Below are 23,516 nucleotides of genomic sequence, written 5' to 3' on the forward strand. Positions count from 1 at the left end.
CAAGAAACACGGATCGTGAGGGTTCCGCCGTGACTGATTCGAACAACGCGCAAGTGCCATATCGATGTCTGCATTCGAAGTGGCGTTGGGGAAATTGATGCAATCAAGGAATGCCAAACGGCAACTCGATACGCTTGAGCAACGCTTCGAGCTCGATGAAACCTTCCTGTCATCCCCAAATACGGCCGCGCTGAAATCTGCAGTGATCCGTGCGACCGACCGTCGTACTGGCGATCCGGTGGTCCTTAAATACTGGGCAAAGACCGGAACCGCGGTCGACGCGGACTTCCGAGAACTGTGGCGGCATGAAATGCGCCAGAGCGAGCGCGTGCGTGCTTTCCCGCGGGGGAATGAAGTCGTTGTCGAGGTTCTGGCCTCGGGAGAAAGTGACGATGCATTTTACATTGTCATGCCAAGCGACGTCGCTCCGCTAGAACACGCCTCACGATTTGTGCGCCCCGATCATTGGCTCCGCAGCCTACACGGACCGCGTCAGCGCGTTCTCCTCTGGAAGAATTTGCGCCGTTTGGCGGAAGCTCTCGGTGCCGTTCACGGCCAGGGGTTGGTCCATGGCCGGATCGATGGCCGAGCCGTCTATTCTACTGGAGCCGCGACAACTCCGGATTTTCGCTTGGGCGGGTTCGAGTTTTGCCTGCGGGTCGCAGAACTCAACAAGGCTCCACTGCATGTCATCGCCAAGAGCCGTCCGGTCGGCTCGGTCATCTTTTCCTTCCTCGACGACTGGCGCGCGCTGGGCAAGGTCATCGCCGATCTCATCGGCCTTGATGCAAACAAGCTCGACGAAGAGGACATTCCGTTCATTGAAGGGCGCGCGAAAATCGATTTGCGTGCCTCAGAAATTGACCTGATCCGACTGCTATTTGAACCAGAACGCAATCGTATCCTCGATGCCGCAACGGTCACGAACCGAGTTGACGCTATTCTCAACGATTTGGATGCGGAAGCATTCGCCGATAACGGCCGTTATGTGCTGGCACTTCGACTCGGGCAGACAAGCCGTCTTTCTGCAATCCTGAACGAAGCCTCGGGCGACACATTCGACACCGACGACGCCGAAAGCCAACTCGACTTCATTCGCGCGGATCTGGAAACAGGGGCAAGTCTTACCCGTACAGCAAGGGGCGATCTCCTGCTGATGACCGAAAGCCTGGTCTATGATCTCCAGCCCCTGCGTGCCGCGGGGTCCGATGAAACCTGGAATGTCGCCTCCTGCAACAACGCCCGTTTCAGGGACGACGTCCACCTGGGACGACGGGAAACAACCGACCTTCCCGCGCACCGGATTGAGATCATCCGTTTTGCTGCAGCGTCGCGGCGCTTGAATGAATTGCGGTCGGATGCACTGGATTGGAGCGCGGCCTTCGACATGACGCCGGATGACGATCCGACGCTCACCGTTCGGCGCGGCCTGCTTCTTGCGCAGATTGCCGAAGCGCTCTTCAAGGCAGCCGAGATCGCGCCAGTGGAATTGGTCAACCAGCGGCGTCAAGGAGACAAACGGATCGTTGAAATCGCGGCAAGCGACTCCGAGCATCGGATACGGCTCTCGCAGGCGCTGGGCGTGGGCGAGCCGCACCAACTGATGCGGAGACTTTTCGACCGCGAAGAAGCCGATGTCGACGCGGAATGGCAACTCACCGAAGCTGCCGGGCTCGGCATGACAGTCCGGGCCGCAGCCAGCGTGCGTTTTATTCGTCCGATTCAAAAGAACAACCGGCGGCTTTACGAATTCGAGGTTCTGGACGGCGTCGTCCCGCCGCAGGCACAGCTTCATTTACGCAAGGTCGACGAAACAGGAACGGAGCAGGTCCTCCGGCGACGGCTTCGCATGCTGACAACGTTGTCCACCCAGTCCGAACTGGCCCTCATGCTGGCCGATCCGCGGGGACGACTGCGCACCTATCAGGACGACCCGCTTGTTGAGGATGATCATTTCGGCAAGCTTGACGAGTCCAAGCAGGAGGCGTTGCGCTCAATTTGGTCGACTGGTCCCGGGCAGTTTGTTGTCGGGCCGCCCGGGGTTGGCAAGACCAAACTGGTGACCGAGGTGGTGCGCAGAGCGCTGGAAGGAGACTCAACGATCCGGCTTCTACTTAGCGCGCAGGCGCATCAGGCCCTGGATCATCTCGCGGCGTCCGTTCAGCAAATGCTGAAGAAAACTGGGCTGGACGACGATGTCATCCTGGTCCGATCCAAGGCGGACAATGGCGCCGACCTTTCCGGCGCACAGACCCCAGACCGGGCAAAGGCCTATCTCAAAGAACTCAAGGACAGCTCGCTCTATCGCCGGGCACCGAGGGCCATACAGCAATCCCTGCGCGACATGACGACGGCTGCAAACGTGACCGGCAATCTGCGCGCAAGACTTTCTCTGACAACCCTGCGTCAGCGGCGTTCTTTCGAAGCGCTCGTGCTGCAATCGGCCAATGTTCTGTTCTCGACGACCAACTCCGGCGACCTGGAGCGCTTGATCGACGACGGCGCGCTGTTTGACTGGACAATCGTCGAGGAGGCCGCGAAGGCGACCGGATCGGAACTGCTCGCCCCTCAACTGCTATCGATGCGACGCCTTCTGATTGGGGATCATAACCAGTTGCCGCCGTTTGACACCGACCGGATCGCGGAATTCCTAGAAGACCAAACGCGAGTCAAGGATGCGCTGGCCGAAAGTGATCCACTCATAGGTAACATCTTTCGTGATTTCGGACTGGATGATCTCAAGGAAGCGATCGAAGATGATGGTGTCTTGAGCGAGATTTGTGCGTCGGCGCGCCGCATGCTGTTGCTGTTCGAGAGCCTGGTCACCAGCGAGCTCGACCGGCAGAAACGATCTGACCAGCGCCGGCGGCGTGTGGCGACCGAACTCCTGCAGCAGCACCGGATGCACCCTGCGATCGCCACCGTGATTTCCGAGTGCTTCTACGACGGAACGCTCGATACACCGAAAGAACGCAAAGCAGAATTCGATACCGAGCAGCCACCATTCACGATCACGGACGAGCGCCTGCCCTCTTCGCCGATCGTTTTCATTGATCTCCCGTATGTTCAGCGTGAGGGCAACGCTGGCGAACAACGTCCCACCTATCACAATCCGGCAGAATTGCAGGCTGTACTGTCCGTCCTCGGAATGTTGAAAGCCGCTCCGAAAAAGCCGGAGGAACCGTCAACGCTGGCTGTTCTATCTCCATACAACGAGCAGGTCGAGCGTCTGGGCCGTGCGATCGAAGATGCGCTGCAAGGCAAACTCGCCAATATCGTGGATTTCAAGCGTGGGACGAATGCGCCGGGATTCGAAAGCACGGTCGACTCGTTCCAAGGCAGTGAGGCCGATGTAGTGGTTGTCTCGCTGGTGCGGAACAATGACCATGTCGGGCGACGAGCGCTTGGTATCTTGCGCGACCGGCGGCGCATGAACGTGCTGTTGAGCCGAGCCAAATGGAAACTCATTATCGTTGGCAGCATGGACTTCCTGCGTGTCCAGGGCCGGCGATATCGTCGTCACAACACGGATAACCGCAGCGTGCCGGCATTCCTCGCGAAGATGTCGGAGGTATTCGACCAGTTGGCGAAAGAGACGCTCCCCGATGGAACGACGCCGAAGTTCAAGTTGGTGCCGGCGGCTTCGCTCATGACGGACACAAAATCATGAGCGGCCAGAATGCGGTGCGTGTCGCTGTGCCAGTCAAGCTGGCGCGTCTGCGGGTCTGGGTCGACAAGGGACGCCATTGGAGCGGAGTCGATCGCCTGATCCTGTGGGCTTTGGCTGTTGAGCCCAGCACCGCTGGTGAATTGGCGAAGGCTGCACGGATTCCGGCCCGCCTGATCACGGAAATCATCCTGCGCATGATGCGGTTTGGTTGGGTCGAGCTTGCCGCCGCCCCGAAGGGCGCCTCGTTCCGTACCACCGAGGCCGGTCGCGAGGTTGTTGAGACATTCGAGACCTTACCGCCCGTCACTCGACGGGTCGCGCGCAGAATATCGTTCGCGATGGAGCCTTTCGCTTGGCGAGCTTATGGTCTGCGCGATCTGAAACCATATCGCCCCTCGGAAATCGAGGCGATCGAGCGTGAGCATGACGTCCGTCGGCTCGTCATTGATGGCGGATGGGGTCGATTGTCCAGCCTTGACCTCTACGCTGCCGCAGATCAGGTGCTGGCGGATGACGAGGAGCTTTCGAGCGTCGACTACAGCGCTTCCGACACGGTAGACCAATTCGCCTTGTTCACGGTGATTGGCAACAACATCAAAGGTCTGCCACAAGATTCCGCCGAACAACTCGTTGCCGCGATACGTCAGGCAGCCAAGGACCGGAAGCCGGGCACGCCGATGACGGTCAAGACGCCGCGTCGGTCGGCGGCTTCCGAGATGGCTGGAAACAGCGTGCGTACGGCCCCGATTCGACCCGATGATATTGTGCTCAGCGGACAAGATCATCGCGACCGTTTGATCGAGATTCTCCGCCAAGCCCGCTCCAGATTGATCATGCACTCGACGTTTCTACGCGAGAACGCATTCGTTGAGTTGCAAGAGGAATTTGGCAAAGCGGCAAAACGCGGTGTTCAGATTGACATTTTCTGGGGTGCGGACAGCAATGAGACCGATCGCAAAGCCAACCTGGAGGCGGCCATTGCGATCAATCACCGAATCACAGCAGACCAGAATTTGCGGGGACGTGCGAGAGTTCATCTCTACACGACGCGCTCCCACGCCAAGCTCCTAATCGCGGACGCCACTGGCCGTGGCACCGGAGAGTTTGTCGCTGTAGTCGGATCGTGCAACTGGCTCTATAGCGGGTTCAATCGCGTGGAAACGTCGGCCGTCTTGCGCCATCCCCACGCTGTGGCACGGGTTGCGCAGGAATTCGCCGAACTGATCTTTGACATCGCGACGAGCTCTGACGCAGCCTCCGACCTGACTTCGCTGGCCCGAACACTGCGCACCCATGCGGCTCCAGGCGGTGAAGCGGAGTTGCAGCTTGTCAGAGGAGACGAACACGCGGATCTCATGCGGCTGGCTCGCGAAGCGGCCACCAAATCGATTATGGTCGGCGGTGATCGTCTCGGATTGGCGGCAGAAGCCCGAACGATCATTCCCATGATGGCGGCCGCGAAGCGTTCGGTGCAGGGAATTCTCTGCTACTCGAAGCCCTCAGGACCAGTCACAAAGCAAGATGCCAAGGACTTAGCTGCACTTGCTGGCTCGACTGGCGTCAGGCTAGTTCAAATTCAGGACCGTGAACTTCACGGCAAGTTTCTTCTTTGGGACGACGACCATCTCGTCATCACCAGCTTGAATTGGTCGTCGGCCGATACAAGCGCCGATGCTCCATTGGGCGAAATCGGCCTCTACATCAAGAGCACTGGCCTTGCAGCGAACGTCCGGCGCCGGCTAACCGACGGGTGGCCGACTCTCGATGCCCCCACGAACGCGCCTCATCAGGAGCTGACGCTACCGAGACGCCGCAGACGACGACGTCGTGGCAGAGGTGCAAAGGGTGAGCACCAGAATGCCACAAAATGACTGACGAAGTCTGGGATGACGACGTTCGGTGCGCCTCGCCCACAATTCGATAGGAATGCGAGGCCGCGCCGGTCGTTTCATCCTCGCGTTCAATGAATTGACGACCTTCCGACAGAGATCATCGAACAAGCTCTGGGTCGTCTTGGATATTATGGATCGCGTGTTTCTATGGACCTGAGTACGATCCGTGGCTGACTACACGCCTCAAGCAGCCATGCGGCGCTCTTCCTCTGCTTCGTTCGCCGGTTCTCCTATCGCTTTGGCCAGGAAGAGATCGAGCGCAGCTCGACGGGAATCACGATCCAGGGCGTAAGCCATCTGCTTGAATTCGATTCCTTCAAGCAGCCCTTGAATGTAGCCGGAGATCGTATCGGCGGCCATGATAGGGCGGTGTCGAGCGGATGAATGTACTTGCTCGTCACCGAGCCCTTGGAATGACCGACGAGCGCGGCAATCGTTACCTCCGTAAAACAGAGATCGTTGGCGATGCTGGCAAAGCTGTGGCGCAGGACATGCGGCGTGACCCCGGCGAGCGGGCTATCCTCGAAGATCTGCTCCCGATGGTTCGGGAAGCTGCCGAATGCATTGTCCTCACCCAGACCGGAGAAGACGTAGGTGCCCGTAGCGGTCTTGCGACGTTCCTCCAGATACTCGACGACGGGTAGCCCGATCAGACGAATGGACTCCCTCCTTGCTGTCCACAAGGCGCATGCAGCTCGCGTCGGTGTCGGCCTCAATGCACATTAGCGAGACCATTTCCGAGCGACGGCAGCCGGTCAGCGCGATCTGCCGGATGATATCGACGGTCGTGGCGTACTTCTCATTCGCCGCGGCCTGACAAAGCATCTGCCCGAGAATGCGGTACTCAGCCTGTGTTAGCTTCCGGACATTGTCCTTGGGCTTTTTGATGCCGTGCGACGGATTCGTCTCGATGATCCCAGCATCGACGGCGTAGGTGCGTCGTACCTCGCCATGAAGGCGAGTGCGAACTCGAAAAAATCAAACCTGCCCAGTGCTCGGAACTCGTCGAGCATCATCAGGACTCGATGCCGGCGATCTCGGGCGTGCAGATCCTCGGTCAGGCGCCGACCGATCTGGTTCAGTACCAGGCGGATCAAGGGCTTGGTCCGCGAGATATCAGACGGCGGCACCACGAGGTAAAGCGTCGTAGGACTATCGAAGATGACAGAGAGCTAGGTGATTGGATCACTGAATTAGTGTTGCGGAGTTCGCCAACGTTCGCCGACGCTTATTCAACGAATATTCGACGACTTCACCAGAGTAGATCTAAATCATTGAAATAACTGGCGCTCCCTAGGGGAATCGAACCCCTGTTTCAGCCTTGAGAGAGCATTGGTGTCAACGCTCCTTGCAAGTTGGTGCGGGTGCGACTCCGTCCATTTTCCTTCACACTGACCGCAACCCACAGGCCGGACTAAGCGGCATCTGGACAATGTGCCAGGCGCGTAAATTTCGCTTGCGCTCAAGCGAGCGAAGTTCACCCGTCCTCTCGTGGTAGCTATCTGGTAGCTAGAACAATCCGCAAGCCTTCGAGGAGTTCAGTGAGTCGTTGATTTTGCTGGTACAGTTGGGTGGGCTCGAACCACCGACCTCCTGTTCCACAGACAGGCGCTCTAACCAACTGAGCTACAACTGCATCCTTGCGAGCCGCCCCTGGGGCTACCTGAAAAGGCCGGTCACCGAGGGGGGCTGGACGGGGCGGAAACTAGGTGCAACGGCCGTTTTTGGCAAGGCCGCAAACGGGCGGAATCCACCCTCAAACGACGTTATTTCCAAAGGAAAACCCGGGCCTGGGCCCGGGTTTCTTATTATTTGGGCATGATCCTATCGGAAGACCGCTGCGCACTTCGCGCCCGGCCCTTCGGGTCCGGATCAGGCCCTGATCAAACCGGCCCGGCCGATCAGGCGGCGGGCGGGTAGAGCTTCGAGGCGCTGGCCTTGATCGGCTCGGCGGCGGCGGTCGCGGCGCGCTGGGCGATCTCGGCGAGCTCCTTGGCCTGGGCCTGGAAGGTCTCGAGCTGCTTCTTGCCATGGCTGCTCCACAGCGCGAACGCATCCGACGGCGACTTCACGCCGAGCAGCTCCTGGGTGAAGTCCAGATGGGCGGTCGTATTGGCCTTCATGAACTCCATCAGCTTGGCGGTGTACTCGTTCGCGCCCTTGCTGGCGGACGAGAACACGGCCTCGATGGTGCCGTTATGGCTTTCGGCCGCGTCCTTGAACTTGGCGTAGCTCTCGCGCGCCTGCGAAACGCCCTTTTCGGCGAACGCACGCACCTGCTCCGGCACCTCGAACGGGATGATGGAGGCGGAGAATGGATCAGTCGCACCTGTCATTGTTGTCCCTCACGATCATGGAAAATGGAGTGAGCCTTCTGGCGCGCCCGCCGGCCAACCGGGGCCATCTGTTGGCGGGTACGAAGACTGGATACGCGTAACGAAAAAGATGGCTCGTCCAACGCCCAGCAGTATCCCTGCGTAACATGTCAACATTGTGCAGCGCAACGCGATCCGGGGTGCGCGGGGAAAATTTAATCCCGGAGAGGATGAGGTTCCGGGGTACGGGAACCCGTGGTTGAGGTGCGCTTCGTCATTCCGGGAGCGAGCGGAGCGAGGGAGCCATGATGCGCAATTGCGCATCTGAGAATCCATCGGGCTACCGGAGATCGCAGGGAATTGGATTCCGGGCTCGCGCCAAGTGGCGCGCCCCGGAATGACATCCCCCGGAGGGGCTCGCGTGCTTCGGCCGGGCCACACCCATGCCGCGCGCGAATCCTGCGGATGCAGCGGCTGCGTGGCTTGCGGGGGCGGCCGGATTAAGGTTATCGCGGCTTTAGGGCTTCCCCCGTAGGCTGGGGCCGTGGACCTGCCCGCGCCCGCGCGCGATACTAACCCTTTCTTAAGGCTGTCATTCCCGGCAGCCCTAAGGCTAGAGGCGTGACAGCGAGACCAAAAGCCGGTTGGATGAGTCATTCGGATTTCCAGTTGCGAGGCGTGGGCGATCCCCGGCTGGCCGTGCATGCGACCTCCCCGCTGCCCGCGTGGCTCTGGTCGGTCGACGGCGCGCGCGTGCTGTGGGCCAATCCGGTCGGCGCAAAATTCTTCGGCGCGGCGCATGCCGCAGTGCTGGCGGAAAAGACGTTCGGCCCGGCCGACAGCCATCGCCGCCAGGTCGCCCGGCTCGCCCGGCAGCTGCCGGCGAGCGGCACGGTGCGGCTCGAACGGCTGCGCGGCTTCGGCGCCCGGCTCGGAACGCTGATGACCTGCGCCTGCACGCGGCTGACCTTCGCCGATGGCGGCCAGGCCGTGCTCGTCACCGCGATGGACCCTTCGGTGCGCACCATGCCGCTGATCGAGCGCCTGCATCGCCTCGTCGCGGGCGCCAAAATGCCGATGGCGGCGTTCGCGCCCGACGGAATGTTCGTCGGCGCCAGCGAAGCCGCCCGCGCCCTGCTCGGCTTCCGCGATCTCGGCGAAGCCGGGCTCGAAAGGGCCCGCGGCGATGCGCTTCGCAACGGCCGCGCCGAGACGCCGATCGGCATCGGCCAGATGGTGCTGCAACGGGTCGGCCTCGGTGCCGATATCGGCCTGGTCGCGCTGATCGAGCCGGCCGCCGCGCAGGCGGCAGCGGCGAGCGATGCCGCGCCGGCCGCGTCCGCGCCCGCGAGCACGCCTGACGTCACGCCCGCGGCGCCGGCTCAATCCACGCCGCAAGCCGCCGAGGCGCCGAACGAGGCGCCGCCGTCGAACGAGGCGCCGGCCGCTATCGCGCTGTTCGACGCCTTCGCCGAGCCGGCCGAAACGCCCGCGCCTACCGGGACGATCGCGTCCGAGCCGCCGGTGAGCGAGGCGGCGCCGGAGATCGCAACGGTCCAGGAGACTGTCGAAGAAGCCGTCGCCGAGACGGTTGAAGAGACGGCCCAGGAATCGGCTGACGAGCCGGCTGACGCGCCGAAAACTCCGGTTGAAAACCATTCCTCAGCCATTGTGTCGCCGCAGGCCGCCCCGATCACTACCGGCATGGTCGAGCCGCCGTCGGGTCCCACGGAGACGCCCGCGCCGCATCAGCATCCGCTGCGCTTCCTCTGGCAGATGGATGCAGAGGGCCGCTTTGTGCTGGCGTCCTGCGAGTTCATCCGCCTGATGGGCGCGCACACGGCCGCCGGCTTCGGCCGCCCCTGGCGCGAGATCGCCGAGGAATTCTCGCTCGACCCGGAGGGGCGCGTGGCGCAGGCGCTGGCGAGCCACGACACCTGGGCCGGGATCACTGTGAACTGGCCGGCCGACGGCGGCGAGCATCTGCCGGTCGAGCTCGCAGGCCTGCCGGTCTACGACCACGCGCGCAATTTTGCCGGCTTCAAGGGCTTTGGCGTCTGCCGCGATCTCGACGGCCTCAACCGGCTCGATGCGCTCCGGCGCTTCGAGCTGCTCGCCGAACCGCCGGCGCAGCACGGCCTGTCCGCCGACATCGCCGAGCCCGATCCGGAGCCCGTGGCAGAGGCGCCGCCGCCGGCCGAGCCGCCTGCACCCGAGCCTGAGCCCGCACCCGAAGCTGAACTGCCCGCCCCCGCCCTCGACGCGAATTCACATCCAACCGATCCGGAAACGCCAGTGGAAACGCCTCCCAACGTCGTGCCGTTCCGCCCGCCCGGCGACACCAGATCACCTGGTGATCAGAGATCGCCGACGCTGACGCCGATCGAGAACAGCGCGTTCAACGAGCTCGCCCGGCAATTGTCCGAGCGCCTCGAACGCGAGCGTGAGACGATCGCCACCGCGACGACCGAACCGCCGGCGGAGAGCACGCCCGAACCGCTGATCGAGGCGCCGCACGCGCCGGCCGAATGGCTGACCGAGCCGGCGCCGCCGGCGCGCGGCCACAGCATGCGCGACCGCGCGCTGCTCGACCTCTTGCCGACCGGCATCCTGATCTATCGGCTCGACCGCCTGCTCTACGCCAACCCGGCGTTCCTCGCGCGCATGGGCCATGCCAGCGTGAGCGCGCTGGAGAATGCCGGCGGCCTCGATGCGCTCTATGTCGAGCCGGGCGTATCGCCCGCCAGCAGCACCTCGCAAGGCGGCACGCCGGTCACGATCAGCGCGACGCTTCCCAATGGCGAAGAGCCGCTTCCGACCACCGAGGCGCATCTGCACACGATCGACTGGGACGGCGAGAGCGCGCATGCGCTGGTCTGCGCGCTGCCGGCTGCTGCGCCTGTCGTTACTGCGCCCGCCGTTGCCGAACCTGTCGTTGCGCCGTCCGTTGTCGCCGAGCCAGTCGTCACCGAGCCACTTGTCGCGGAGTCCTTCCCCTACGCGTCCGAGCTCGAATCCCAGGCCGGCGATGCCGACGCCGAGGATCTCGCCGCGATCCTCGACACCACGGCCGAGGGCATCGTGATGTTCGATGCCGAAGGCAACATCCACGTCTGCAACCGCAGTGCGGAGGCGCTGTTCGGCTACGACGGCGAAGCGCTGCTCGAGCAGAACCTGGTGACGCTGTTCGCGCCGGAGAGCCAGCAGATCGTCGCCGACTATCTCGAAAGCCTGAAGAGCCAGGACATTTCGAGCCTGCTCGACCACGGCCGCGAGGTGCTGGGGCGCGAGAAGAAGGGCGGCGTCATTCCGCTCGCCATGATCATGGGCCGCACCAGGCCCGACGGCCCGAACTTCTTCGCCGTGTTCCGCGACCTCTCCCAGAGCAAGAAGGGCGAGAGCGAGCTGACGCAGGCCCGCCGTCTCGTCGACGGCGCGGCGAATGCCAAGGCCGACATGCTGGCGCGGATCAGCCACGAGATCCGCACGCCGCTCAACGCCATCATCGGCTTTGCCGAGGTGATGATCTCCGAGCGCTTCGGCACGCTCGGCAACGAGCGCTACGGCGAATACATGAAGGACATCCGCGCCTCCGGCGAGCGCGTCATCGCGATCATCGACGATTTGCTGGAGCTGTCGCGGATCGAGACCGGCAAGCTCGACCTCAACTTCGCCAACCTCAACCTCAACGACCTGGTCGAAGCCTGCGTCGTGGTAATGCAGCCGCAGGCCAATCGCGAGCGCATCATCATCCGCACCTCGCTCGGCCATGCGCTGCCGCAGGTGAGCGTGGACGCGCGCGCGATGCGGCAGATCACCATGAACCTGATCTCGAACTCGATCCGGCTCGCCAGCGCCGGCGGCCAGGTGATCGTCTCGACCGCGCTCAACGATCGCGGCGAGGTCGCGCTTCGCATCCGCGACACCGGCCACGGCCTTAGCGAGCGCGAGGTCGCGGCCGCGATGGAGCCGTTCCGCACCCCGCCGCCGGGCGATGCCGAGGACAATTCGGCGCTGAGCCTGTCGCTGACCAAGGCGCTGGTCGAAGCCAACCGCGCCCGGTTCAACATCAAGAGCGCAGGCCACGGCACGCTGATCGAAGTGGTATTCGCGCCCGCGCTGGCGCGGGCGTGAGGCTCGGCGAAATCAAACCTGGTCGACTGGGCGAGAACCACCTCTCCCCAGCGGGGAGGTGGCGCGAGCCCGCGGTTCGACCGATCGAACCAAGCGCGAAGGCTCACGCCGCGCGCACGGTGGCGCTGCGCGGCACTCAGGGAAATCCTCGCGCCTCCATGGATTGGCCGAACCATCGCGACGCGACCTGAGCAACCTCCTCATGGTCGGGCGTACCGTCGCAGGCCCACGCGACGAAGCCGTCGGGGCGCACCAACGCTGCACTCAGGCCCAGCCGGTCCTTCGCGTCATCGGCGACATATGTGATCCGGTCGCCCCAGCGGCTTGCAAGCATCCGAAGCGACGCACGGGCGCCGAAGTCCAGCAATATCCCTTTCGCCGTCCTGAGACGTTCTCCGACCGTCGTCCCGTCAGCCAGTTCGAAATCGGGAACACTCCGGCCGACAAGCGGATGGCTGCCGCCGAGATCGTAGCGGAGCGAAACGCCGTGCACGCGCTCGGCGAAATAGGTCGCACCGTCCCGCGTCTCGATGAGATCGCGAATGATGGCTTGGAGCGCGCGGGTGCTCGGTGTCGGCCGCATGATCGCGATCTGCGCGCGCGACCAGTCGAGGATTTGCGCGCCCACAGGATGCCGCTCGCGCGAATAGCTGTCGAGGAGATCGGCCGGGGCGCCGCCGCAGATCGTCGCCGCCAGCTTCCAGCCCAGGTTCATCGCATCGCCAAGACCAAGATTGAGGCCCTGGCCGCCCAGCGGCGAATGGATGTGGGCAGCGTCGCCCGCCAGGAGCACCCGCCCTCTGCGATACGTGGTTGCCTGATGGGCTCGATCCGTCCAGCTGGCGGCGAGCCGAAGCGCCGTGACGGTGACGTCGGTGCAGGAGACGCGACGCAGGACGCCCTGCACATGCTCGCGCGTGATCGGCTCGGTCCGGTGGAAAGCTCCGCCGTCGAAATCGACCATCGCGATCGTCCCGGGCCGCGCATAGGTATACATGCCGGCGGGCGTGTGGTTGCGGCCCTGGCGAAGCCTGTCCGGATCGGTCAGCTCGACATCGATGGAATAGCCCGTGAACTCGGGGTCGGTGCCGACGAAGTCGAAGCCACCGATCTTGCGTACCGTGCTGCGGCCGCCGTCGCATCCGACAAGCCAGCGTCCCCGGAAGGTCTCGCCGGCCGCCTGCACTGCCACGTCTTCGCTCGAGGCGACAATGGCATTCACGGCAAAACCGCGCCGGATCTCGACGCCCATGCCGCATGCGCGCGCGGCCATAACGGATTCGAGCGTTGCCATATCGACGGCGAGGTTGGCATCGGCCGACGTCGGCAGACGCCAGGACCACTTCGCCACATCGATGTTGTCCTGATAGAATTGGATGCCGGCGAAATGACCCGCGGGCCGTCGCGTCTGCTGCATCCAGTGGGCTGCACGCTTGATCGCGCCTGAGGCGGGCTGCTGCGCGGCCACGATCTCTTCCAGCAGGCCACGCCGGTGAAAGGCCTCGAGTGTGGGGATCGAAAGACCGCGCAGGCCAAACGGGAGTTGCTTCAGGGCCGAATGCGAATCTTGCGATTGCTCCAGCACCAGAACCTGGAGACCAGCGAGCCGCAACTCGCACGCGAGAAACAGGCCGACGGGACCGGCACCGGCAATGACGACGTCGTATGGAATCGAGGATTGATCGTGCATGAGACGCTCCTGTGGTCGATGTTCGACCGGAGCGTTCCCTGGCTCGAGAATCACACGGACGAACGATTGGGCGCCCTGGTGGCGTCCGATGTTCGTCGCGGGGATCTCGTGCACAAGGCCAAAGACCAGAGCTTTCGTTACCGAAAGGACTTGGGCTTACCAGACCAAGTCTGCCTTTTCCGACGGAAGACGTATAGTTTCGTGACGATCGATCTGCAACGAAAAAGGCACGGCGCTTGCGGCGCCGTGCCTTTCACATTCATGTGGCCCGGATCAGCTGTAGATCTCGAACAGGCCGGCGCCGCCCTGGCCGCCGCCGATGCACATCGTCACCACGCCCCACTTCGCCTTGCGGCGCGCGCCTTCCTGGAGCAGGTGGCCGGTGAGACGTGCGCCGGTCATGCCGAAGGGATGGCCGATCGCGATCGAGCCGCCATTGACGTTGTACTTGGCGGGATCGATGCCGAGCTGGTCGCGGCAATACAGGCACTGGCTGGCGAAGGCCTCGTTGAGCTCCCACAGATCGATGTCGTCGATCTTGAGGCCGGTGCGCTTGAGCAGCTTCGGGATCGCGAACACCGGACCGATGCCCATCTCGTCGGGCTCGCAGCCGGCGGTCGCCCAGGCGACGAAGCGGCCGAGCGGCTTGAGGCCGCGCTTCTCGGCGTCCTTGGCTTCCATCAGCACGACGGCGGCGGCGCCGTCCGAGAGCTGGCTGGCATTGCCGGCGGTGACGAACTTGCCGGGGCCCTTCACCGGCTCGAGCTTGGCAAGGCCCTCCAGCGTGGTCTCGGGCCGGTTGCACTCGTCGCGGTCGACGACGTAGTCGACGATGCTCTCCGCCTTGGTCTGCTTGTCGACGACCTTCATCTTCGTCTTCATCGGGACGATCTCGTCCTTGAACTTGTTCGCCTGCTGGGCCGCGGCCATGCGGCGCTGCGATTCCAGCGAGAACTCGTCCTGGTATTCGCGGCTGAGCTTGTAACGCTCGGCGACGATGTCGGCGGTGTCGATCATCGCCATGAAGATGTCGGGCGCAACCTTGAGCAGTTCCGGATCGATCGATTCCTTCGGCGTGCCACCGCCCGGCACCGAGATGCTCTCGACGCCGCCGGCGACGATGCAGTCGGCGCCGTCGGAGCGGATCGAGTTGGCGGCCATCGCGATGGTCTGGAGCCCTGAGGAGCAGAAGCGGTTCACCGAGACGCCGGCGGTGGTCTTCGGCAGGCCGGCGAGCAGCGCGGCCTGGCGGCCGATGTTCGGCGCGCCGTGGGCGCAATTGCCGAGGTAGCAGTCCTCGACATAGTCCTTGTCGACGCCGGCGCGATCGACCGCGTGGCGGATGGCGTGGGCCGCGAGCGACATCGGCGGCGTGATGTTGAACCCGCCGCGGCCGGATTTCGCAAGACCCGTGCGCGCATAGGAAACGATGACGGCTTCACGCATTGTTTTCTCCCTTGTCGAACGATTTTGAACGGAGCGTCCTGGTCGCCATTGGTACACAAAGTTGGAGGGCTGCGGGAGAAATAAAAACGCCGCCTCCGGTGAGGGAGGCGGCGTTGTTCCGCGGGTCGGAATATATGATACGCGTCATTCCGGGGCGGCTCGAAGAGCCGAACCCGGAATCTCGAGATTCTCAGATGCGCAATTGCGCACCGAAGTTTACTCTTCGCGTGCCCCGGAATGACGGAGTGTCAGAACGTCAGCGCCTTGGCCTGCTTGACCTGCGGCAGCGCCTGCACCTTGGCGAGCACCTCGGCCGGCACCGCGCCGTCAACCTCGACCAGCGCGATGGCGTCGCCGCCCAGCTTGACGCGGCCGAGATGGAAGGTCGCGATGTTGAGCTTGGCGGCGCCAAGCAGGCTCGCGAACGCGCCGATGAAGCCGGGCTTGTCCTCGTTGGTCACGTAGATCATCGACTTGCCGAACTCGGCGTCGACGCGGATGCCCTTGACGTCGACGAGGCGCGGCTTGCCGTCATGATACACGGTGCCGGAGACCGAGCGCTCCTGGCGCTCCGTCGCCACCGTGACGGTGATCAGGCTCTCATAGTCGCTCTGGGCGGCGCGCACGATCTCGTCCACCACCATGCCGCGCTCCTTGGCGACCACGGGCGCGGACACCACGTTGACCTCGCCCAGCATCGGCCGCAGCAGGCCCGACAGCACGGCGGAGGTGATCGCCTTGATCTTCATCTCGGCGACATGGCCCTCATAGGTGATCTCGACCTTGAGGATGCCGCTCTCGGTGAGCTGGCCGGCGAACGAGCCGAGCTTCTCGGCGAGCGCGATGAACGGCTTCAGCTTCGGCGCTTCTTCCGCCGTGATCGAGGGGAAGTTGACCGCGTTCGAGATCGCGCCGGTGAGCAGATAGTCCGACATCTGCTCGGCGACCTGAAGCGCGACGTTCTCCTGCGCTTCGGTGGTGGAGGCGCCGAGATGCGGCGTGCAGATCACGTTGGGATGGCCGAACAGCACGTTGGTATTCGCGGGCTCCTCGACGAAGACGTCGAAGGCAGCGCCCGCGATGTGCTTGGAATTCAGCGCATCGACCACCGCCTGCTCGTCGACGAGACCGCCGCGGGCGCAGTTGATCAGGCGCACGCCCTTCTTCATCTTGCCGATCGCGGCAGCATCGATGATGTTCTTGGTCTTCTCGGTCAGCGGGGTGTGCAGCGTGATGAAGTCGGCGCGCTTGAGGAGGTCGTCGAGATCGACCTTCTCGACGCCGATGTCCTTGGCGCGCTCCGGCGACAGGAACGGATCGAACGCGACCACCTTCATGCGCAGGCCGAGCGCGCGGTCCGCGACGATCGAGCCGATATTGCCGCAGCCGACCACCCCTAACACCTTGCCGGTGATCTCGACGCCCATGAAGCGGTTCTTCTCCCACTTGCCGGCCTGGGTCGAGGCGTCGGCCTGCGGGATCTCGCGGGCGAGCGCGAGCATCAGGGTGATGGCGTGCTCGGCGGTCGTGATCGAATTGCCGAACGGCGTGTTCATCACGATGATGCCCTTGGCCGTGGCGGCGGGGATCTCGACGTTGTCGACGCCGATGCCGGCGCGGCCGATCACCTTGAGGTTGGTTGCCTTCTCGAGGATCTTGGCGGTCGCCTTGGTCGCGGAGCGGATCGCGAGGCCGTCGTAATTGCCGATGATCTCGGCGAGCTTGTCCTTGTCCTTGCCGAGATTGGGCTGGAAGTCGACCTCGATGCCGCGATCCTTGAAGATCTGCACGGCGGCGGGCGAGAGCGCGTCGGAAATGAGAACTTTGGGTTTGGTCATGGGAATGATCCTCTACCTTCCTCGCAAAGAGGGGCGGCCTTCGGGAGCAGGGTGATGCTGTTTCTTCTTCCTCTCCCCATTCTTACGGGGAGAGGGTTGGGGTGAGGGGCAGCCACAGGCGAAGGTACTCGCGGAGAGAGCCCCTCACCCGGATTGCTGCGCAATCCGGCCTCTCCCCGTAAGGACGGGGAGAGGCTAAGAGCTCACGCCGCCTTGGCGAGCTGCGCCTTGGTCTCAGCGAAGGCCCAGTCGATCCACTGGGTCAGGAGCTCGACGTCCCTGGCCTCGACAGTGGCGCCGCACCAGATGCGCAAGCCGGCCGGTGCATCGCGATAGTAGGCGAAGTCGTAGCCGGCGCCTTCCTTCTCGACCAGCGCGACCAGCTTCTTGGAGAACTCGGCCTGCGCGTCGTCCGAGAGCGCGGTGAGCGCGGGATCGATGAACTTCAGGCACACCGAGGTATTGGAGCGGATCGAAGCGTCCTTGGCCAGGAAGTCGATCCAGGGCGTCTTCGCCTTCCAGTCGGCCAGCACCTTGGTGTTGGCGTCGGCGCGCGCGATCAGCGCCTTGAGGCCACCGATCGACTTGGCCCAGTTCAGCGCATCGAGATAGTCCTCGACACAGAGCATCGACGGCGTGTTGATGGTCTCGCCGACGAAGATGCCTTCGTTGATCTTGCCGCCCTTGGTCATGCGGAAGATCTTCGGCAGCGGCCAGGCCGGCTTGTAGGTCTCGAGCCGCTCCACCGCGCGGGGCGACAGAATCAGCATGCCGTGCGCGGCTTCGCCGCCGAGCGCCTTCTGCCAGGAGAAGGTGACGACGTCGAGCTTGGCCCAGTCGAGGGCCTGCGCGAACGCCGCCGAGGTGGCGTCGCAAATGGTCAGGCCTTCGCGGGTCGCGCTGATCCAGTCGGCGTTCGGGACGCGCACGCCTGAGGTGGTGCCGTTCCAGGTGAAGACGACGTCCGACTTCGGATCGACCTTGGAGAGATCGGGGATTTCACCATAGGCCGCATTGAGCTTGGTGACGTCCTTGAGCTTCAATTCCTTGACGATGTCGCTGACCCAGCCTTCGCCGAAGGATTCCCAGGCGAGCGTGGTGACGGGCCGCGCACCAAGCAGCGACCACAGCGCCATCTCGACCGCGCCGGTATCGGAGGCCGGCACGATGCCGATGCGATAATCGGCCGGCACTTCAAGCACTTCGCGCGTCAGATCGATCGCGAGCTTGAGCTTGGTCTTGCCGACCTTCGCGCGATGCGAACGGCCGAGCGCTGCGTCCTTGAGATTTTGGGCATTCCAGCCGGGGCGCTTGGCGCAGGGGCCGGAGGAGAAATGCGGCACGTTGGGCCGCGAAGCGGGCTTCGCTACAGTCATATTCTACCCTTCCAGATAGTAAGCCTCCCGTTGGGGGGAGGTGTCCCGCCGCGGCTGATACGGGAAACGGGAAGAGTCGTCAAGGAAGTTCCGGCACCTCACGCGCGAGTGATGGCGCTTCCGGCGCGATATCGGGGGATTCAACCCTGGCGAGCGCGTTCAGCAGGTCCGTGGCCTCGCTGATCAATTGCGCGGCTTTGCGTCGGCTGCCGACCTTCAAAATGCATTTGTCATTGGCCTGCACAACGTAGTCGTTGCCGACCTTGATCATCGAATAGCTTGTCATCGAAATCCCCGAACCGACCGAGCTCGGTGTCTGACGCTGCCGTAGCACCGTTCGTTCCCGGCTCAACGTGAACGACGGCTGGGTAGTTTACCGGCTCTTAACATGAACGAATGCGCGATCCGAATTCGCTGATTACGCAAGGCGCGCGACCGGAGCCCCATTCCGATACAATCGGAATGGGGCTCTTGATTTTTGTGTTGACGCGTTTTCTTTACGCGAACCGGTATCCACTTCGCTCGAAAACGCTCTTACTGCCTCAAAAGCGGACAGTCATGCCGACATGACTCGCTGTGAATCCGAGCCGCTTGTAGAAGCGCTGCGCGTCTACTCGCGTCTGATGCGTCAACAGCTCGACCAGGTTGCAGCCACGCGCTTTCGCTTCCGCGATGGCCCATTGCACCAATTGCTCGCCGATGCCGCGGCTGCGACAATCGGCGGCAACGCGCACGTCTTCGAGCAGACCGCGGATGCCGCCTTGCGAGCTGATGCCTGCCAGAACAGCAAGTTGCAGGCAGCCGACCACCCTGCCCTCGCTCTCGGCAACCACCAGCGCGAGATTTGGATCGCGCTCGACCCGCGCGAACGCCTCGTAATAGGCGGCAGGCAGCGGCTCCTCCACGCGCTCGCGGCCGCGCCCGAGATGATCGTCGGCGAGCATCGCCACGATCGCAGCGACGTCCTCGCGGCGCGCGCGACGAATGGAGACGGATTCGGCGTTCATACGGAAACTCCAGGACTCAGCGCGCCGGCGGCAGGCCGAGAAAGGTCTCGACTTCGCCGATCCAGCGGCGGACCGCCGCGTAACGACCAAGATCGAAGCCGCCCTCATGCGCGACGCGCGTATAGGCGAGCAGCGAGATATCGGCGAGCGAAACCGCTTCGCCGGCGAAGAAGCGGCTGCCGGAGAGATGCTGCTCCATGCGGTCGAGCGCCGCATAGCCGCGCTTGACCTTTTCGGGATCGAGCTCGGAGGCGTCCTTGCCGAGATAGACGAGCTGAAAGCGGCACACCGCGATATAGGGCTCGTGGCTGTACTGCTCCCAGAACAGCCATTCATCCATCTTGGCAGCAGTAAAGGCGTCGCGCGGGATCAGCGCGCTGTCGCGGGCGAGGTAGCGGATGATGGCGTTGGACTGCGCCAGCGTGCGGCCGTCGTCGAAGGCAACGGTCGGCACCTGGCCGGCACCGTTCATCGCCAGAAATTGCGGCGTACGCGTCTCGCCCTTGCGGGTGTCGATGTCGATCCACTGGTAGGGCAATGCGAGCTTGTCGCAGACCCACTTCACCTTGAGACAATTGCCGGAGTTGGTATCGCCGTAGATCTTCATCGCTGCCGCCCCGCTTCGGAGCGACAGAGCATCAGGACGGAGGGAATCTGTCAACCGCGCTGCGGCGATGCAGCGTCAGAACTTGTAGCCGAGTCCGACGCGCGCATTGTTCAGCGTCACCGAGGTGTTCATGACCGGCGAGAATTTCACGTATTCGTATTCCACGCGCGCGAACAGACCGTCCCAGATGCAGTATTCGACGCCGAGGCCGGCGGTCCAGCCCACCGCGAATGCGTTGGTTCGACGCTGAGTCTGCGACTGAGACTGGGCCGGAACGGCCTGCGGCGCTCCGAAGGTGGTCGTGGTCAACGTGGCGCCGCCGACGACAATCGTATTCGTCACATCCTGACGCAAATCCACAATGCTCGTCACCGAGCGGGACACGTCCATTCGGCCGACCGCAGCGCCCATGAAGGCATACGGCATGAAATCGCCGCCGTCCCAGCCCACCCGGCCCCGGAGCGTGATCATGTCCTTGACTTTCGCCGCGGCAGTGCCTGTCAGCGTCACGTCATAATTGTCGGTGACGTTCGCAGCGTGTGCGTCGCCGGGCGGGTTGACGATCGTGAGCGAGTTGGTGCCCGACGTGAGCGTCGAGAGGTTGTTGAAGTAGCTGTAGGTGCCCTCAAGACCGAGAATGGCATCGTACCATTGCCAGTTGCGGCCGACGAAGGCGCCGAAATTTGTGCTCTGCGTGTTGGTCTTGTTCATCAGCGACCAATTCGCGGTCGGCTGCTGCAGCACGCTGTCGCGGAAAATGAAATTGGTCAGGCCGACGACGCTCTGGCTGAAGTCGGTCGCGTCGGCCGTGTAGCCGCCATTGACGCCGACATAGGCGCCATCCCAACGATGGGACGTCTTGGACAGACCGTCGGTGAAGCCGCCGCGCAGGACGGGCAGATCCGGCATGTCGGCCGCGTGTGCGGCGGATACAGATCCGAACACCGCCGCCACCAACCAAAGCCTACGCATTGCAACGCTCCAAATCGAACTCGAACTTTCGCCATGATCATGGCTCGTTAACCTTAACCAATGGTTGCGCCGGAGCCCTTCGTCGCCGCGAGCAATGAAAAATACGCAAAGCAAAACGGCGCGGGATGATCCCGCGCCGTTAAGAAGTCCTAACCGATGAGGCTGACGATCAGCCCTTGGTGACGAGAGGCGGCGGCACGTAGGCCGGCGGGCTGTTGAGATCCCAGCGCACGCCGAGCTTGAGGTCGTGCGAGGTGAGCTCCTTGAGCTTGATCGAGGTCGGGCCCGAAGCGCTGTTGTCGAACAAGCGGAAGTTGCCGGGCGCCGCGTCGCCGAGGTTCATGTAGCTGTAGGCCAGTTCGACGGTGAACCCGGGATTGACCTTGTAGGCGAGACCGGCGTGGGCGGCCCAGGCGAAGTTCCACTTTCCGCTGTCGGCGAAGTAGGCAACGCTGGCGCTCGGGGTCGGGGTCAGTGCGGCGAGATAGGCAATGCCGTCGTCGCGGAAGCCGCTGATCTTGTTGTAGGAGCCGCCGACACCGGCGCCGATGAACGGGGTGATGCACCACCAGGTGCCGAGATCGACATAGGCGTTGGCCATGACGACCCACTCGGATTTGCTGCCGCTGTAGTTGTCGGAACCGACGAAGCCGGGCCCAATGACGTTGTCCGCACCATGCAGGTTGGCCTTGCCCCGGTACTGGCCGATCACGTCCGCACGAAACCAGTTGTTGAAGCGATAGCCGACGCCGAGGTCGAACAGCGGGGACGAGTCGAAGCCGAGTCCCTCCGTCGTCTTCGTAAACCCAGGCGCTACGGTGGCCTCGATGCTCTTGGCGCGCTGGTTGGTCATGCCGATGTCACCGCGCAGATACCAGCCGCCGAAGTCGGCGGGCGGAGCCGGCGGCGCGTACATGGGAGGGGGCGCCGCGATCGGCATATCGGCGGCGAATGCCATCGACGAGATCAGGGATGCCGCACCCGCGGCAAGGAGAGACTTAACGCTACGCATTGGCTTCGTCCTTATGGCCGGTGAGGCAAAATGCAGACGCCTCACGTTCTGGAAACTCACGGCCCGGACGATGGCAGCAAATGTTTAAGCGCCACTTAACCCTAATTTTTAAGGTTGATTTTTTCTGACTGTACACGCGGATGCGGCGGAAGCGTTGCAAAAATGCAGCGCCCTTTGTCCTCATTTGCTAACGATGTATGAAGCCGTGTTGCGGCAAAAAAGGATCTGTTAACGCGCGTGCCGCGGCAGTTTTGGCAGGAACACGGCGAGCAGCCCGATCGCCGGGAGGTAAGCGCAGACCTGATAGACGAACTCGATCGAGGTGTGGTCGGCGAGCTTGCCGAGCACGGCCGCGCCGAGGCCTCCGATGCCGAAGGCGACGCCGAAGAACACGCCGGAGATCATGCCGAAGCGGTGCGGCACCAGTTCCTGCGCGAACACGATGATCGACGACGTCGTCGACGAGATGATCAGGCCGATGATGACGCTGAGCACCGCGCTGGCGTGGAGCCCGGCATAAGGCAGCGCCAGCGTGAACGGCAGCGCGCCCAGAATCGAGATCCAGATCACGATCTTGCGCCCGAAGCGATCCCCGAGCGGACCACCGAGAAACGCGCCGACCGCGTTCGCGGCAAGGAAGACGAAGAGATAGATCTGCGCGGCCTGCGTCGACACGCCGAAGCGGTCGATCAGATAGAAGATGTAGTAGCTCGACAGGCTCGAGACGTAGAGCTGCTTCGAGAACAGCAGGGCCACCAGCACGAGCAGCGCGACCGCGACGCGGCGCGAGCTCGGCGCGTCAGGATGGGCTTGAACCGCCGCCGTCTTCTTCGCCTTGATCTGCGGCGCGTACCAGCGGCCGATGCGCCAGAGAACGACGATGGCAAGGAACGCGATCGAGGAGAACCAGGCGATGCTGCCCTGCCCGAACGGCACCACGATCAGCGCCGCCAGCACCGGGCCCATCGACGTGCCGAAGCTGCCGCCGAGCTGGAACACCGATTGCGCGAAGCCGTAGCGGCCGCCGGAGGCGAGCCGCGCGATGCGCGCGGATTCCGGATGAAACACCGCCGAGCCGAGACCGACCAGCGCAGCGGCGACGAGGATGACGAGATATTGGTGCGCGGCGCTGAGCAGCAAGAGACCGAAGAAGGTCGAGGCCATGCCGATCGCCAGCGAATAAGGCTGCGCCTTCTTGTCGGTGTAGTGCCCGACCACCGGCTGAAGCAGCGAGGCCGTGAACTGGAAGGCCAGCGTGATCATGCCGATCTGCGCGAAGTCGAGCGCGTAGGTGTCCTTCAGGATCGGGTACACCGAGGCGATCAGCGACTGCATGGTGTCGTTGAGGAAGTGCGAGAAGCTGATGCCGGCGAGCACGACATAGGCCGGCCCCGCAGCCTTGGCGGCAGCGGGCGCCACGTCGCTGACGACGACGGGCTCGGTCAGCGTTTCCGCAGGTACGACGACAGGCTTGTTCAACGGACCAATCCCGGCAGGCGCGGCGAACCGCCGCATCCGCTAGTTACGATGCAAGCGGCGGTGGAACCACCGCCAAAC

At 63.4% G+C, this 23,516-nt stretch carries 14 protein-coding genes, 1 tRNA gene and 2 pseudogenes; 3 read left to right on the forward strand and 14 right to left on the reverse strand.

From position 1 onward, the window contains the following. The first annotated feature begins 64 nt into the window (after positions 1 to 64). Both EI171_RS42270 and EI171_RS42275 read left to right on the forward strand, forming a co-directional pair. Positions 65 to 3,670 (forward strand): AAA domain-containing protein, encoded by a 3,606-nt coding sequence (locus EI171_RS42270; RefSeq protein WP_161536682.1) that lies wholly within the window; start codon positions 65 to 67, stop codon positions 3,668 to 3,670. Continuing rightward, positions 3,667 to 5,541, forward strand: coding sequence for a phospholipase D-like domain-containing protein (locus tag EI171_RS42275; protein ID WP_161536683.1), 1,875 nt, complete (start codon positions 3,667 to 3,669; stop codon positions 5,539 to 5,541). Before EI171_RS42270 ends, EI171_RS42275 begins: the two co-directional genes overlap by 4 nt. Positions 5,542 to 5,745: 204 nt before the next feature. On the opposite strand, the pseudogene EI171_RS42280 reads toward EI171_RS42275, so the two are convergent. The 4 genes and pseudogenes from EI171_RS42280 to EI171_RS42295 form a co-directional block, all read right to left on the reverse strand. Beyond that, positions 5,746 to 6,498 (reverse strand): annotated as a pseudogene (locus tag EI171_RS42280) (tyrosine-type recombinase/integrase); the annotation flags it as partial. Between the two features lie 5 nt (positions 6,499 to 6,503). Continuing rightward, positions 6,504 to 6,719, reverse strand: a pseudogene (locus EI171_RS42285) (type IV secretory system conjugative DNA transfer family protein); the annotation flags it as partial. A gap of 402 nt (positions 6,720 to 7,121) precedes the next feature. After that, a tRNA-His gene (locus tag EI171_RS42290) sits at positions 7,122 to 7,198 on the reverse strand. A 265-nt stretch (positions 7,199 to 7,463) separates the two neighbouring features. Then, positions 7,464 to 7,898, reverse strand: coding sequence for a phasin (locus EI171_RS42295; protein ID WP_011090130.1), 435 nt, complete (start codon positions 7,896 to 7,898; stop codon positions 7,464 to 7,466). A gap of 627 nt (positions 7,899 to 8,525) precedes the next feature. On the opposite strand from EI171_RS42295, the gene EI171_RS42300 reads away from it, so the two are divergent. Next, on the forward strand, positions 8,526 to 12,011 hold the full coding sequence (locus EI171_RS42300) for a PAS domain S-box protein (RefSeq protein WP_161536684.1): 3,486 nt from the start codon (positions 8,526 to 8,528) through the stop codon (positions 12,009 to 12,011). A 136-nt stretch (positions 12,012 to 12,147) separates the two neighbouring features. Here EI171_RS42300 and EI171_RS42305 read toward each other — a convergent pair whose 3' ends face one another. The 10 genes from EI171_RS42305 to EI171_RS42350 form a co-directional block, all read right to left on the reverse strand. Beyond that, entirely contained in the window at positions 12,148 to 13,701 is a 1,554-nt protein-coding gene (locus EI171_RS42305) for an FAD-dependent monooxygenase (protein ID WP_161537184.1), read from the reverse strand. A 273-nt stretch (positions 13,702 to 13,974) separates the two neighbouring features. Continuing rightward, positions 13,975 to 15,147, reverse strand: a complete 1,173-nt coding sequence (locus EI171_RS42310; RefSeq protein ID WP_011090135.1) for a thiolase family protein — start codon at positions 15,145 to 15,147, stop codon at positions 13,975 to 13,977. A gap of 248 nt (positions 15,148 to 15,395) precedes the next feature. After that, positions 15,396 to 16,985, reverse strand: coding sequence for a phosphoglycerate dehydrogenase (serA, locus tag EI171_RS42315; protein WP_161536685.1), 1,590 nt, complete (start codon positions 16,983 to 16,985; stop codon positions 15,396 to 15,398). 203 nt (positions 16,986 to 17,188) lie between these two features. Continuing rightward, positions 17,189 to 18,361 (reverse strand): phosphoserine transaminase, encoded by a 1,173-nt coding sequence (locus EI171_RS42320; RefSeq protein ID WP_011090137.1) that lies wholly within the window; start codon positions 18,359 to 18,361, stop codon positions 17,189 to 17,191. Positions 18,362 to 18,440: 79 nt separating this feature from the next. After that, the gene (locus EI171_RS42325; protein WP_236842134.1) at positions 18,441 to 18,632 is read right to left on the reverse strand and encodes a hypothetical protein; all 192 of its coding nucleotides are present in this window, start codon (positions 18,630 to 18,632) and stop codon (positions 18,441 to 18,443) included. Between the two features lie 271 nt (positions 18,633 to 18,903). Then, the gene (locus tag EI171_RS42330) at positions 18,904 to 19,368 is read right to left on the reverse strand and encodes a GNAT family N-acetyltransferase (RefSeq protein WP_028174705.1); all 465 of its coding nucleotides are present in this window, start codon (positions 19,366 to 19,368) and stop codon (positions 18,904 to 18,906) included. Positions 19,369 to 19,384: 16 nt separating this feature from the next. Continuing rightward, on the reverse strand, positions 19,385 to 19,975 hold the full coding sequence (locus EI171_RS42335; protein ID WP_060910515.1) for a glutathione S-transferase family protein: 591 nt from the start codon (positions 19,973 to 19,975) through the stop codon (positions 19,385 to 19,387). A gap of 75 nt (positions 19,976 to 20,050) precedes the next feature. Beyond that, positions 20,051 to 20,947, reverse strand: a complete 897-nt coding sequence (locus tag EI171_RS42340; protein WP_011090140.1) for an outer membrane protein — start codon at positions 20,945 to 20,947, stop codon at positions 20,051 to 20,053. A 169-nt stretch (positions 20,948 to 21,116) separates the two neighbouring features. Beyond that, the gene (locus EI171_RS42345) at positions 21,117 to 21,959 is read right to left on the reverse strand and encodes an outer membrane protein (RefSeq protein WP_028174704.1); all 843 of its coding nucleotides are present in this window, start codon (positions 21,957 to 21,959) and stop codon (positions 21,117 to 21,119) included. A gap of 228 nt (positions 21,960 to 22,187) precedes the next feature. Further along, entirely contained in the window at positions 22,188 to 23,438 is a 1,251-nt protein-coding gene (locus EI171_RS42350) for an MFS transporter (RefSeq protein ID WP_028174703.1), read from the reverse strand. Between the last annotated feature and the right edge of the window lie 78 nt (positions 23,439 to 23,516).

Origin of the sequence: Bradyrhizobium sp. LCT2, assembly GCF_009931255.1 — a bacterium.
GTDB classification, from domain to species: Bacteria; Pseudomonadota; Alphaproteobacteria; order Rhizobiales; family Xanthobacteraceae; genus Bradyrhizobium; species Bradyrhizobium diazoefficiens.